We start from the raw sequence: 13178 nt of genomic DNA on the forward strand, positions 1-13178 counted from the left end.
CCCTCTATCAAATATTCAGCGACGCCGGACGCGTCTTGTGCACCCAGTGCGCGGCGAACATGCGGGTCACGGTAACTGCGGTGAAGACGCTGGTCACGATGCCGATGGTCAGCACAACCGCGAAGCCCTTGATCGGCCCGGTGCCGAACCAGAACATCAGCGCGGCGGCAATGACGTTGGTGATATTGGCGTCGAAAATCGCGCGACTGGCCTCCTTGTAGCCCAGCTCGACCGCCTGAAAAACGCGTCGCCCGCGTTTCAATTCTTCGCGGATACGTTCGTTGATCAGCACGTTGGCATCGACCGCGGCGCCGATCGTGAGTACGAAACCCGCGATACCGGGCAACGTCAGCGTCGCGTTGAAGGCGGCCATGATCGCGACGATCAGGAAGATGTTAAAGAAGAGCGCGACGTTCGCGTAGATGCCGAAGCGGCCATAGACGACGATCATGAACGCCAGCACCGCGACCGTCGCGATGATCCCGGCGATCGCGCCCTTGCGGATCGAATCGGCGCCGAGTTCGGGCGTCACCGTCCGCTCTTCGACGACGGCCATCTTGACGGGCAGTGCGCCCGATCGCAGCGAAATCGCCAGCGCATTTGCGCTTGCGACGGTGAAATTGCCCGAAATCTGCGCGCTACCGCCCAGGATCGGCTCGTTGATCGACGGCGCCGACAGCACCCGGCCGTCGAGCACCATGGCAAAGCGCTTGCCCACATTCTGCGCCGTCACCTTGGCGAAGGTCGCCGACCCACCCGAATCGAAGCGGATGGTGACGACCGGCAGGCCGCTCTGCGGATCATAGCTCTGCTTGGCGTCGATAAGCTGGTCGCCGCTGATCATGACCTGGCGGCGCAATACTTCGAACGGCACGCCATTGCCGGCGTCAGGCGAATAGGGAACGACCTCGCTGCCGACCGGGACGCGCCCCGCGGCGACTTCGTTGGGATCGGCATTGGTATCGACCATGCGGAATTCGAGCCGCGCGGTCTTGCCGATCAGATCCTTCAATTGCTGCGGGTCCTGAAGGCCCGGCACCTGCACGACGATCCGGTCGTCGCCCTGACGGATGATCGTCGGCTCGCGCGTGCCGAGCGCGTTGACGCGCTTGTCGATAATGTCGCGGGCGGTATCCATCGCACGGCTGATCGCCTGCGCCTGCCCCGCCTTGGTCGGCGTCATCACGATGCGCGTCGTATCGACGACATCGATCGTCCAGTCGCGCTGGCCGGTCAGTCCCGCACCCTGCGTCTCGCGGAATAGCCGCTCGCGCGCTTCGTCGAGCTGCGCCTGATCGCGGACCAGAAAGCTGATCTTACCGCCCGCGGTCGACAATTCGCCGATTGCGATATCGTCATCGGGTCCCCGCTCGCCGCGCATCGCGGTGCGCACGGTCTTTTCCATATTGGCAAGCTGCGTCTTCTGGAGATCGCCAAGATCGGCCTCGAGCAGCAAGTGGCTGCCCCCTGCAAGGTCGAGGCCCAGATTGACCTTCATCTGCGCGAAGGACGGCAGGCTTTCGAACTGCTTTTGGGGAAGGAAGCTGGGAATGGAAAAGATGACACCAAGCGCCAGGATGACGCTGATGCCAATGACTTTCCAGCGCGGGAAATCGAGCATGACGGGGTTCCGATGGTCTGAGCGGCGCCGGTTCCCCGACGCCGGCGCGTCAGTCGTTGGCGGGCTTGGCGCCCGGCTGGAGGACGTCGGAGATCGTCGACTTCACGATCTTGATCTTCACGCCCTGGGCGATTTCGACATCGGCGAAATCATCGTCGACGCGCGTCACCTTGCCGACAATCCCGCCGCCGGTGACGACCTGATCGCGCGGCTTCACCGATGCGATCTTGGCGCGATGCTCCTTCATGCGCACCTGTTGCGGACGGATGAGGAAGAACCAGAATACGACGAAGATCAAAAGATAGGGCACCAGCATGATGAAGCCGGCTGCCCCGCCCCCCGATCCGGCCGCCTGGGTCAGAAGCAATTGGGTCGACATGAATGAAAGACTTTCCGTTACCATGGCGCGGCCTTTCCCAATGGAAGGACCGCGCAAAAATAAGCGCGGCGCCTATCACGCAGGGGCGTCCCGCGCAACCGTCGCTGCGCCCCTCCCCCACGGCAAGCTCCCCGCCAGATGGGGTCGACGGCGGCGCGATCAAGCCCGCCGAAAGAAACACCGGCAAATGCCCATCGCCGCTTGCATCGCCAGCAAAGCCGCGCTAGGGGCCTCGCCTGCCCGAAAGGGCCGGTCGGGACGTAGCGCAGCCTGGTAGCGCATCACACTGGGGGTGTGGGGGTCGGAGGTTCGAATCCTCTCGTCCCGACCAAATTTACTGCAAAACCATATCGCAAAGCGCTCGCTGCATCTGCGCGCCATTGCTCCGCCCACGGGAACCAGCGCGCGCGGCCGCGAGTATGCGACGGTTATGCACCCCTCGCTTCGCCTCGTCGGACTCTTGGTCAACCTCCGTTCGGCAGTCGCCTTCCCCATCAAGCGCCAACCGCTCAGGGCGATGGCGCGATGACCCGCGTGTCCGAGACTTCGGTCACCCGGCATCGCGATCTGCGAACGGGGCGCCCGATCTGGCTCCGCCACCGTCGCCTCCCGCTCGCAATCAAAGAGCTTGCGCGATCGCTGCGCTGCGACGTGGCGGTCGTCGGCGCCGGCATATCGGGCGCGCTGATTGCGGAGACGCTCAGCGACGCCGGGCTCGGCGTGGTGGTCTTGGATCGTCGCGGCCCCGCCGCAGGATCGACCGCCGCGTCGACCGCGATGCTGCAATATGAGATCGACCTCCCGCTCTCGCAAATGGCCCGGCGGATCGGCACGGAACGCGCAACGCGGATCTGGCGCCGCTCGCGGCTGGCGGTCGACGCCTTGCGCGAACGAACCGAACGCCTTGGTCTCGATGTCGGCGCTGCCACGCGCTCGACGCTGTATCTCGACGGCAATATTCTCGACCCGGCCGCGCTCGCCGTCGAAGCGGATGCCCGGCGTAATGCGGGTTTCGAGATCGAATATATCGGCCCTGCCGAGGTCGAGCGACGCTACGGGATCAGCAGGCGCCATGCGATCGTCGGGTACGGCAATTATTCGGCCGATCCGCGGCGCCTGGCCGCGGCCTATCTGCAGGTCGCGCAGGAGCGCGGGATGCGCCTATACGCGCCTGCCGAGGTGATCGGCGTGGATAGCGACGACAGCGGCGTCCAGCTTCAGATCGACGGCGGGGCCACGATCACCGCGGCGCACGCCGTCTTCGCAACCGGCTACGAGATGCTGAAAGGCATCTCGAAAAAGGGAAATTACATTATGTCGACCTGGTCGATCGCGACGCGTCCGCAACCGCAGCGGATCTGGCGCGACGCGGCCATGATATGGGAGGCGTCCGACCCCTATCTCTACATTCGCACAACCCCTGACGGCTGCGTCATCTGCGGCGGGGAAGACGAGGATATTTCCGATGCGACGGCGCGCGACGCGAAGATTGCGGACAAGGCGAAAACGCTCGCCCGCAAGCTCGGGGCGCTGCTTCCCGCTATCGACCCCACGCCCGCTTATGCCTGGGCCGGAAGCTTCGGCAACAGTCCGCTCGGTATCCCGACGGTGGGACGCATACCGCGCATGCCCAATTGCTATGCGGCGATGGGCTATGGCGGCAACGGAATCACTTTTTCGATGATGGCGGCTCAAATCCTGCGCAGCACCATCTGCGGCGATCGCGATCCCGACGCCGACCTGTTCAGCTTTCACCGATCTTTCTGAACGCCAACACCTGCACCGCTTCACCGCCAACGGAAATATAATTGCGCATCCTCGGACCTTGGGCAACAAGGTCCTTCGTTCAACAGGAGAATATGATGCGCCTTGCCGTTGCCCTGATGCTGCTGCCCGTCGTCCCGATCGCCGTCAACGCCCCGGCATTTGCCCAAACCGCGTCACAGACCCGAGCGCAGGATGCCGCGCTGTTGCAATTTCTCGATCAGGCTTTCGACGCGCGCCTGGCGCTCAGCCCGGAATCGCAAACGCAGCTTGGCCTCAAAACCAACTACGACCGGCTCGATGACTATAGCGATGCGGCGGCATTGCGGGAGCAGGCGCTGGCCGAAACGCAGCTCAAAGCCATGCACGCCCATTTCAAGCCCGACCAGCTCGGTGAAAGCGCGCGGGTGAGCTATCGACTGTTCGAGTATGAAGTCGAGCGCGGCCGCGAATCGCTTCGCTTCCGCAAACTGCGTTTTCCCGTGTCGACCAATGGCAGCCCCGCGGGCGACATCCCCGTTCTGCTGATCAACAATCACAAGATCGACAGCGTGGCAGACGCCGAAGCCTATATCGCACGACTGCGCGACACCGACCGCGTCATGCGCGAAGTCGCGGCGCGAATGCGCGACCAGGCGGCGGCGGGGATCATCCCCAACAAGGTCAATTTCGCTCCCGCCCGCGCTGATGCACTCAAAATCCTTGCCGGTGCCCCGTTCGACGGCGGCGGCGATTCAACGCTGATGGCCGACTTCCGCAAAAAAGTCAGCGCGCTCGATGCGCCGGTGGCGACGAAGGAAAAACTGCTCGCGGATGCCAGCGCGGCCCTCACCGGCCCCTTCAAGCATGGCTATGAGACATTGATCGCCGCGATCGACGAGATCGAACCCAAATCGACAGGCAATTTCGGTGCCTGGCACCTTCCCGATGGCGCGGCCTATTATGCGGACCGCCTCAAGAGCTCGACGACGACAAATCTTACCGCGGACGAGATTCACGCACTTGGCCTCGCACAAGTCGCGGCTATCCACAAAGAGATGGAAGCCGTGATGCGCGAGGTCGGCTTCAAGGGCACGCTCGCCGAATTTTTCGACAGCATCCGCACCGACCCCAAGTTCAAATATCCGAATACCGATGCGGGCCGCGAAACCTATCTGGCCGATGCGCGCGCCGTCATCTCCTCGGTAATGGAGGCCGCACCGCGCTATTTCCGCGTTCTGCCCAAGGCGCCGCTCGAAGTGCGGGCGGTCGAGAAATGGCGTGAGGGCACGGCGTCGACCGCCTTCTACAACCCGCCGTCGGCGGACGGGACGCGGCCTGGCATCTATTATGTCAATCTTGTCGACATGAACCAGACGCAGAAGGTGCAGGTCGCCGGGATCGCCGCGCATGAAGGGGCACCTGGCCATCATTTCCAGATCGCGCGCCAGCAAGAGCTGACCGGCATACCCAAATTCCGGAAATTCGGCGGTTATGGCGCCTATATGGAAGGCTGGGGCCTCTATTCGGAGCGGCTTGCGGACGAGATGGGCGTTTACAAGACGCCTTATGACCGCTTCGGCATGTTGTCGCTTCAGGTGTGGCGCGCGATCCGGCTGGTTCTGGACACCGGCATCCATTCGAAGCGCTGGACGCGCGAACAGGCCATCGCCTATTTCAAGGCCAACAGCTCGGTATCGGACACCGACATTGCGCGCGAAGTCGATCGCTATTTCAACTGGCCGGGCCAGGCGACGAGCTACATGGTCGGCCAGCTCAAGATCGCCGAACTTCGCAAACGCGCCGAAACCGAACTCGGCCCGCGTTTCGACATTCGCGACTTTCACGAGGCCGTTCTAAGCGAAGGCGCGCTGCCGCTCGACATCCTGGAGGAACAGGTCGAGCGCTACATCGCCGCGCACAAGCAATAGTCGCACCTCCCCGCGCGCCTCGCCTCACCGCGGCGCGTGGGGAACGGCGCCGGGGCCCGCGAACGACCATCAATGGCGCGCAAGGAACCTTGCGCTCGCTCCCGCATATCGAAGACGCATGTTTTCGATAACCTCCCCGACCGTTCGCGCTTGCGAGCGAACCGCGTGAACCGCCCCGCCCTGCCGCACCTGTCGCGCAATGCGCGCGTGGCCCTTGTCGTCGCCGCGGGAGTGGTTCTTCTCGCCGCTTTGCTGCTCGCGACCTTTCCGGTGGGAATGCTGCGCGGGACGGCCGAGGCGCGCCTGAGCGAAAAATTCGGCGCGCCCGTTCATATCGGGGCGCTGGAGAGAAGGGATGTTTTCTCCTTCTCGCCCGAGATTGAAGCCCGAAGCGTCCGCATCGGGCAGCCCGCCTGGGCGGGACGCGGCGACATGGCGACGATAGGACGCCTGCGCATCCGCTTGCCCATCCTGAAGCTTTTGACCGGCACGATCACGCCGCGCTCGATCGATATCGACGGGCTGTCGCTGGCGCTGGTGCGCGATGCCGACGGACGGAGCAATTGGGGTGGCCCTCGGCCCGGCGGTTCGGACAGTTCGCCGCCGCCTGCCATCGGCACCGTTCGGATAAATGAGGGCCGCTTTACGCTCAAGGATGCCAAGCGCCGCCTTGATATCGCCGGAACGATCGAAGCCAAGGATGCGAAGGGCCTCGCAATCGCCGCCGAAGGGCAATTCAACGGCGCGGCCGCGAAGCTCGGCGCGGCGGCAAGCTGGGCGCAGGACGCCAAGGGCCGTTGGCCGTTTTCTGCCGAGTTGACATCGGACCTGCTCCGGCTAAGCGCCTCGGGCACGATGGCCGCCCCCCTCGACACCGCGCATATGACGATGCGGATGACGGCGCATGGCACCAGTCTCAAGCAACTCGACTATATCATCGAGGCCGGGCTGTTCGGCACCCAGGCGATCGATCTTGACGGCGCGGTACGCCGCGACGGGACCGACTGGTTTATCGACAGGCTTGACGGGCGCATCGGTCGTTCGACGATTGCCGCCACGGCGAAGATACTGAAGCGCGGCGGTCGTACCAGGATCGACGCCAGCATCGATGCGCCCCGGCTGGACTTCGACGATCTGGCCGACGACGCCGGACTTGCGGCAGCACGCGCGCAGCAAGCGCGCATCGGCCCGCGCATCTTTCCCGACACGCGGATCAATCTTGCGAAAATGGGGCCGACCGACGGTGTCATCCGTATCACGATCCATCAGTTGCTCGTGAAGGGCGGGTCGGTGTTCAAAAGCCTCAAGGGCCAGCTGTCGCTCGACCATCGGATATTGACGCTCGACAAGGCCGTCGCACAGCTTGGGCGCGGCACTATGAGCGGCCGGGTAAAGGTCGATTCCCGCGGCAAGATTCCCCTGCTGACGACCGAATTGCGTATCGACGGAGCCAGCTTCGACGATTTTGTCGGTCAGCCCGACATGATCCGCGGCCCCGTGCGCGGGCTGGTTCGGATTTCGGGACGCGGCGACACCGTCCGCCAGGCCTTCGCTTCGGGGAACGGGAAGATCGCGTTCGTTGCCAGTGGCGGCGCAATGAACCGCGCTGCGGCTTATGTGATGGCGCAGGATCTTGGCGGAGCGATCGGACAGAAACTAGGCGACGACGAGGCAATGACACCGATCCGGTGCGCGATCCTCGCCTTCTCGGCCAAGGACGGGCTGCTGACGCCCGCCCCGCTGGTCATCGACACCACCATCGCCCGGGCGCGCGGGCGCGGCCAGATAAACCTCGATGGTGAGCGCATCGCGCTGGCCATGAATGGCGCGGGGAGCGAAAAGCCGGATCTCAAGCTCGTCGACCCGGTGAAGGTCGAGGGAACGCTGTCGCAGCCCACCATCGATTTCGCGCCGCCGGGAAAGAAATCGGGCGGCGGTCTATTCGGGGCTGTGACGCGGTCGATCGGCGCGGCGCTCGGCCTGCATAAGGACCCGCAGCGCGATGCGCCGCTTCCCAAGCCCGGAACGGTCAACTGCCGCGCACTTGCCGCCGAGGCGCTACGCTAGGGTCAGGACCCCGGGTTCGGAACGCAACCCAACGGCGTACCAAGACGGCGAAGGGGCCAGACCATTTTGACCCTGCTGAGCGACGCGGCCCATTCTCGAGCTTCGTCGATTGAAAATGCCGGGTGAGCTCCCAAGATCAGTTCGACGGTTTTCTTCGTTCCGGCCCCAAGGCGCTTGAAGCGCCGCTGCTTTCTTTCATGTGCAGCGACAACGACAGACAGGCTCGGGACTTCCCGGTCGGCTAGCGCGCCACCCTTGAGCCGCTCGATATGAGCGGAAGTCAGTTTCACGGGTTTGTCCATGATGACCTCGAAGGAATCGAGGCCATGGAACATTCGTAAGAATTCTCGCAAAAGATGTGTCCAAGCAGGTTCAAATCCGATGTGATTTGTCCAGGCAACGCGCTTTTGGACGAAGATGTGTCGCCATTGGCAGCACTTCGACGAATGGCAGAAAACTGCCGGAAATGCTAGGTTTGAAGATGATTTGGACTTGGTAGCGGAGGAGGGATCCACCAACCTCACTTAAGCAGCTGTTAAATTGGCAGTTCTCTATTAGCTTCGCCAAAAATACCCCCTGCAATACCCCCATCTTGGGACCTTTGCGATGAGCGGAAATTCGATCGCGGCAAACCGTTGGACTTATCCCGAGCAGTGGGCATTCACTGCGCAAGTTGGCGTATGTCGCAGGCAGCATAGCTCCCACTCACCACACCTGAGAACCAATCCAGATCACTCTGCCGACGACATTGATCGCCTTTCGCTGAACACCGTTCCAGCTTGGATAAGCGGGATGGTCGGTCAGGACAGAAATGCGATTTTTGGTCGGATCCAGAGCGATCCGCCTGACGAACGTCTCTGACGATCCCCGGACAGCGTAGAGCCCGTCTTGAAGGGCATCGTGAGAGCGCAGCCTTTGGATTATGACTTCGTCGCCATTCTGCAGGGTCGGCTGCATAGCCTCACCAGCAATGGGTAAGATCGCCAAACCTGCAGGCCTGTTGCATAGGCGTCTTAGCCAGGCTTCATCTACGATCCGAGATCGTTCCTGTGGGATTTCCAAGCCCTTGGCCTCAATTACCGGCACAGTGATGACCGAACGTCGCGGAGTTGAAGGGCTCTCTTTTCCCCCGAGCAATTTGGCAGGAACATCGAAATGCAGAGCCAGCTGAGCGATGTCGCTTTGATCGAGACGCGCGGGCGTGCCGCGCTTGATGTATTGCTGGATATAGGCGGAGTTTTGGTCTGCCCCCACCGAGTGGACCGATTGGTTTGTTAGTGCATTAAGCTCATCGCCGCCATATCCGGACGGAGGTGGAGCGAAGCGGAACCGGAGGCCGGATATGGCGGTGTCGCCGTTTCCGGTGCCGGTGGCCGGTAGCCCAAGCTGCTATGCGGGCGGACGGTGTTGTAATGCCGCCGCCATGCCTCGATCAGCACCCTGGCCTCGGCGAGGCTGTAGAAGATCTCGCCATTGAGCAGTTCGTCGCGAAGCGACCCGTTGAAGCTTTCGTTATAGCCATTTTCCCATGGTGATCCCGGCGCGATATAGAGGGTCTTTACGCCGATCTGCCCCAGCCATTTCTGGACGGCGGTCGCGATAAACTCGCTACCATTATCGGATCGTATATGCGCTGGCGGCCCACGCGAGATGAACAGGTCGGCCAGGGCCGCCAGAACATCCTCATGCTTGAGTTGCCGTGCAACGATGAGCGCCAGGCATTCCCTGCTGGCCTCGTCGATGATCGTGAGGATGCGGAACTTGCGACCGTCATGCGTCCGCCCCTCGACGAAATCGTAGGCCCAGACATGCCCCGGATATTCGGGGCGTAGCCGGATGCACGATCCGTCATTGAGCCATAGACGCCCGCGCTTTGGCTGGCGCTGCGGGACTTTCAGTCCTTCACGCCGCCATATCCGCTCGACACGTTTATGGTTCACCGTCCATCCCGCATGGCACAGCAACGCCGTGACCCGGCGGTAGCCGTAACGACCATATTGCTTCGCCAATGCAATGATGTCCTCGGTCAGTGCCTGTTCGTCATCCGCCCCGCGCGGCATCTTGCGCTGCGTCGATCGATGCTGACCCAGCACCCGGCATATCCGTCGCTCGGATACCCGGACTGGCAGATCCCGTCGTACCTGATCGATGCAGCGCCGCCGCCGCGCGGGGCTCAGAAGTTTCCCCGTGCAGCCTCCTGCAAGATCAGCTTGTCCAAGGTCAGGTCCGAGATCGCCCGGCGCAGCCGCTGGTTCTCCTTCTCCAGATCCTTCATCCGCCGCGCCTGGTCGGTCTTCAGGCCGCCATACTCCTTGCGCCACCGATAATAGGTCTGCTCGCTGACCGCGATCCGGCGACAGGCTTCAGCCGTGCTCGCTCCCTGCGCCAGCACAATCTCAACTTCACGCAGCTTGCCGATGATCTCTTCCGGCTTGTGCTTCTTGCTCGGCATTCAATGTCCCTTTCATGGTCCAGACTATCATAGTCTCTGGGCCACTCAGCGGGGGGCAGATCATGAGTGGCAGAACCTTATGGCCTGAAGCACTAAGCGGGCAAGGATAGTTGCGTCGGTCGGAGACGAGTTCGCGTTAGACTGACAACACCGACGAATGAATCTGTCAATAATTGATCGATTCTATCATATCGCTTCCAAAGCACGACAGGATAAGTTCACGAATAGGGAAAAGTGGAGGGAAGGGAGATAGAATTGTGGCAGGTGTGAGGAGGAAGGTGAAATCTAGTGTAGAATTGCCGCAGCTAGTTCGGCAGACTTCGCGGATTGCCTTTGTGGTTGCTACGGTCGGGTGTTTTGGACTGCCAAGTCAGGCTTTGGCGCTTCAGCAAGAAGGGGGAGCTGAAGTCGAGAAGGTGGAGCAAGGTGAACGGCATATCGTTGTCACCGCGACCAAGCGCGACCAGACGTTGGAGGAAGTGCCAATTGCTGTGACTGTTGTCGGTCAAGAAGAACTGATCTCAAAGGGTATTGAAGACATTACCAACCTTGAGCGCGCAGCGCCGAGTTACGCAGTCAGTACGTCTGATTCGGCGACAGGCGGTCTGGTCCTGCGTTTGCGTGGGGTAGGGACCACGGGCAACAACATCGGGCTAGAAAGCTCCGTAGGCGCATTCATCGATGGATTCTATCTACCGAGGCCGGGTGCAGCTCTCTCTGATCTTTACGATGTGCAGCAAATTGAGTTGTTAAAGGGGCCGCAAGGCACCCTGTTTGGCAGGAACACCTCAGCAGGCGCAATGGTGATCAAGACCAATCCGCCCAGAACAGACATAGTGGAGGGCTTCGTCAACGCCACCATTGGCAATTATGATCTTTATGGTGTGCAGGCTGGCTTCAATGTGCCTCTGGTTCAGGACAAGATTGGCTTGCGCATTGCTGGCGCATATAGAAACAGAGGCGGCTACATCACCAATGTCGTTGGTGATGAATCGCAAACAAGAGACAGGATTTCGATCCGCGGACAGTTGCTGTTCGACCTTGAGGATGCGGGCGAACTCCGGTTACTCGCGGGCTATAACAGAGGCAAAGATGATTGCTGTATGGCAATCTGGACGCAGCGCTCGCCATTCATCGAGGCGAACTCTGCGCCATTCTCTGCTTTCGCACCCACAGCCGGTGCTCCTAACGTAGGGGCAGATGCGGTCGATCCTTACCTCGCCAACGACAATACAAATTTTGTCAATCCGTTCCACGGTTGGAGTATTGCGGCTCACTATGATGTTTCATTGCCATTTGGTGAGCTGTCTTATCTTGGCTATTACGGGGACTCATTTGCCGACAGTTGTCGCGGTGACTATACCGCATTGAATGTCTATGCGGTCGGCGACTGCCCTGAAATCAGAGCCCTCAATCCTGGAATAGATTTGGATCCACTTAACGGGACCAGCATCAAGTCGACGTCACACGAATTGCGATTGCAAGGCGAGTCATTTGACGGCGCTTTGGATTGGATCATTGGCGCCTACTACTCGCATGAAAAAATCGACCAGAAATACACGTTTTTTTCTTAGATCAGATGCAGGAAGCGGTTAGCGTTGGGGCTTTTGGTCAGCCTGTATTCAATGAACTGAATTTCGCTGCGGGCGGAGCGAATTCCGTGCTCGATTACGCTGCGCCGCGTGCGCAGCAGAAGGGCGAATCGTTTTCGATTTTTACCCACAATGTCATCGAATTGAGCGATAGGCTAAGCCTTATTGTTGGCGCTCGATACGTGGATGAATCCAAGAATGCTAAACTTTCAGAGCAAGTGCCCGGTCAACACAATGCATGTTTCGGGACCTTCAACAGTCTGGCAGGCTATCTGGCGCCAGGCGGGGCATATCACCCAACTGATGGTTTCTTTGGTGCTGGTGGCCCGGGTCGGCTGGCAGCGGCTGTGCAGACCAATTGCTGGATTTTCACTTCACCATTCTTTGATCCAAGTGATCCAAATAGTTTCTTCCAGCAATTCGTTGGCGATCCGGTCACTAGTCCGTTTCTTCAATTCATCCCGCAACCATTTGACCAGAAGTTCGGTGATGACCGTCTAACCTATACTCTAAATGTCAGGTATGAAGTTGCCGATCGGACGTTTCTTTATGGTGGCTACTCTCAAGGCTTCAAATCAGGCGGTTTCAATCTTGATGTATCTTCAGCATCTGGCGGAGCTGACCCGACGTTCCGGTCTGAGAAAGTTGACGCGTTTGAGCTTGGCTTGAAGTCAAGGTTCCTGGGTGGCAGGGCCTGGGCAAATATTGCGTTGTTCCATACCAATCTGAAAGATTTTCAGGTGTTAGAATTTGATGGGACTCGGTTCAATACATTCAACACCGACAAGGCGTTAAGCACGGGGGTGGAAATTGAATCTGGCTTTGACCTTTCAGACGCAGTGACCTTGAACCTCGCAGGTTCCTATACGGACGCGCGCTATCCAAGCGATTGCGCAAGTTTTGACCCCACGGATCCCAATTTCACACCGGCGGCGACTTCGCTGTGCGGGACCAGGTTGACCAATGCGCCTGAACTGGTGCTGATCGGAGGACTTGATTTCAACACCGAGATTGGCAATGCAGGTATGTCAGTGTTTGGCGGCGCAACGGTGCGGTACGAGTCCAAGCGTCGTACCAGCACCCGCCCGACCGAATTGCCGGCCACGGCAGGGGCGTTGACAGAGGATGATGTGCGCGCTGCGGTAGCAGCAGCACTGCCTTTGCCGCAGGACATTCAGCCCGGTAACACGAAAGTCGATCTCAGATTCGGTTTCGGCGCTGCCGACGGGCAGTTCACAATCGAAGCTTGGGCGAGGAACGTTTTTGACACGCGCACCCGGTTTGTCACGTTCAATATCCCGCTAAGAGGATTTGGCGGCTCGCGAGCTCGTGGTGCGTTTGTTCAAGAACCGCGCACCTATGGCGTAACGGCCCGCGCGAAATTCTAGCCGAT

General features: G+C 60.5%; 10 protein-coding genes and 1 tRNA gene. 6 read left to right on the forward strand and 5 right to left on the reverse strand.

What is annotated here, in order from left to right:
* Window positions 1-7: 7 nt before the first annotated feature.
* Window positions 8-1621 (reverse strand): protein translocase subunit SecD, encoded by a 1614-nt coding sequence (gene secD, locus AOA14_RS18295; RefSeq protein WP_062902841.1) that lies wholly within the window; start codon window positions 1619-1621, stop codon window positions 8-10.
* A 49-nt stretch (window positions 1622-1670) separates the two neighbouring features.
* Entirely contained in the window at window positions 1671-2000 is a 330-nt protein-coding gene (gene yajC / locus AOA14_RS18300; protein WP_003050198.1) for a preprotein translocase subunit YajC, read from the reverse strand.
* A gap of 254 nt (window positions 2001-2254) precedes the next feature.
* On the opposite strand from yajC, the gene AOA14_RS18305 reads away from it, so the two are divergent.
* The 4 genes from AOA14_RS18305 to AOA14_RS18320 all read left to right on the forward strand — a co-directional run bounded on the left by AOA14_RS18305 (window position 2255) and on the right by AOA14_RS18320 (window position 7741).
* A tRNA-Pro gene (locus AOA14_RS18305) sits at window positions 2255-2331 on the forward strand.
* 194 nt (window positions 2332-2525) lie between these two features.
* Window positions 2526-3767, forward strand: a complete 1242-nt coding sequence (locus tag AOA14_RS18310) for an NAD(P)/FAD-dependent oxidoreductase (protein ID WP_062902842.1) — start codon at window positions 2526-2528, stop codon at window positions 3765-3767.
* 92 nt (window positions 3768-3859) lie between these two features.
* Window positions 3860-5674 carry a DUF885 domain-containing protein gene (locus AOA14_RS18315; protein WP_062902843.1) on the forward strand — a complete coding sequence of 605 codons (1815 nt, stop codon included), beginning with the start codon at window positions 3860-3862 and terminating at the stop codon, window positions 5672-5674.
* A gap of 165 nt (window positions 5675-5839) precedes the next feature.
* Entirely contained in the window at window positions 5840-7741 is a 1902-nt protein-coding gene (locus tag AOA14_RS18320) for an AsmA family protein (protein WP_062902844.1), read from the forward strand.
* Between the two features lie 2 nt (window positions 7742-7743).
* Here AOA14_RS18320 and AOA14_RS18325 read toward each other — a convergent pair whose 3' ends face one another.
* The 3 genes from AOA14_RS18325 to AOA14_RS18335 all read right to left on the reverse strand — a co-directional run bounded on the left by AOA14_RS18325 (window position 7744) and on the right by AOA14_RS18335 (window position 10193).
* Window positions 7744-8076 (reverse strand): DUF4102 domain-containing protein, encoded by a 333-nt coding sequence (locus AOA14_RS18325; RefSeq protein WP_062902845.1) that lies wholly within the window; start codon window positions 8074-8076, stop codon window positions 7744-7746.
* 370 nt (window positions 8077-8446) lie between these two features.
* Window positions 8447-8995, reverse strand: coding sequence for a S24 family peptidase (locus AOA14_RS19955; protein WP_145923367.1), 549 nt, complete (start codon window positions 8993-8995; stop codon window positions 8447-8449).
* A 20-nt stretch (window positions 8996-9015) separates the two neighbouring features.
* Window positions 9016-10193 (reverse strand): IS3-like element ISSpma1 family transposase gene (locus AOA14_RS18335; protein WP_145923348.1). Its coding sequence is split into 2 segments (ribosomal slippage): window positions 9016-9929 and window positions 9929-10193, totalling 1179 coding nucleotides; the frame shifts between segments, so codons are not numbered across the junction.
* A gap of 278 nt (window positions 10194-10471) precedes the next feature.
* Between AOA14_RS18335 and AOA14_RS18345 the strand changes: the two genes are divergently transcribed.
* Window positions 10472-11767: a TonB-dependent receptor gene (locus tag AOA14_RS18345; protein ID WP_202988325.1), complete on the forward strand. Its 1296-nt coding sequence runs from the start codon at window positions 10472-10474 to the stop codon at window positions 11765-11767.
* Window positions 11768-11772: 5 nt separating this feature from the next.
* A complete protein-coding gene (locus AOA14_RS19425; RefSeq protein ID WP_082819996.1) occupies window positions 11773-13173 on the forward strand; it encodes a TonB-dependent receptor domain-containing protein in 1401 nt (466 codons plus the stop codon).
* Window positions 13174-13178 lie beyond the last annotated feature (5 nt).

The organism is Sphingopyxis terrae subsp. terrae NBRC 15098 (assembly GCF_001610975.1).
Classification (GTDB): Bacteria; Pseudomonadota; Alphaproteobacteria; order Sphingomonadales; family Sphingomonadaceae; genus Sphingopyxis; species Sphingopyxis terrae_A.

What these genes read in the sequence shown, in the direction of transcription:
- yajC (WP_003050198.1), bottom strand. Translation starts at nt 2,000, where the DNA reads ATGTCGACCCAATTGCTTCTGACCCAGGCGGCCGGATCGGGGGGCGGG.
- secD (WP_062902841.1), bottom strand. Translation starts at nt 1,621, where the DNA reads ATGCTCGATTTCCCGCGCTGGAAAGTCATTGGCATCAGCGTCATCCTG.
- AOA14_RS19425 (WP_082819996.1), top strand. Translation starts at nt 11,773, where the DNA reads ATGCAGGAAGCGGTTAGCGTTGGGGCTTTTGGTCAGCCTGTATTCAAT.
- AOA14_RS18325 (WP_062902845.1), bottom strand. Translation starts at nt 8,076, where the DNA reads ATGTTCCATGGCCTCGATTCCTTCGAGGTCATCATGGACAAACCCGTG.
- AOA14_RS18310 (WP_062902842.1), top strand. Translation starts at nt 2,526, where the DNA reads ATGACCCGCGTGTCCGAGACTTCGGTCACCCGGCATCGCGATCTGCGA.
- AOA14_RS18315 (WP_062902843.1), top strand. Translation starts at nt 3,860, where the DNA reads ATGATGCGCCTTGCCGTTGCCCTGATGCTGCTGCCCGTCGTCCCGATC.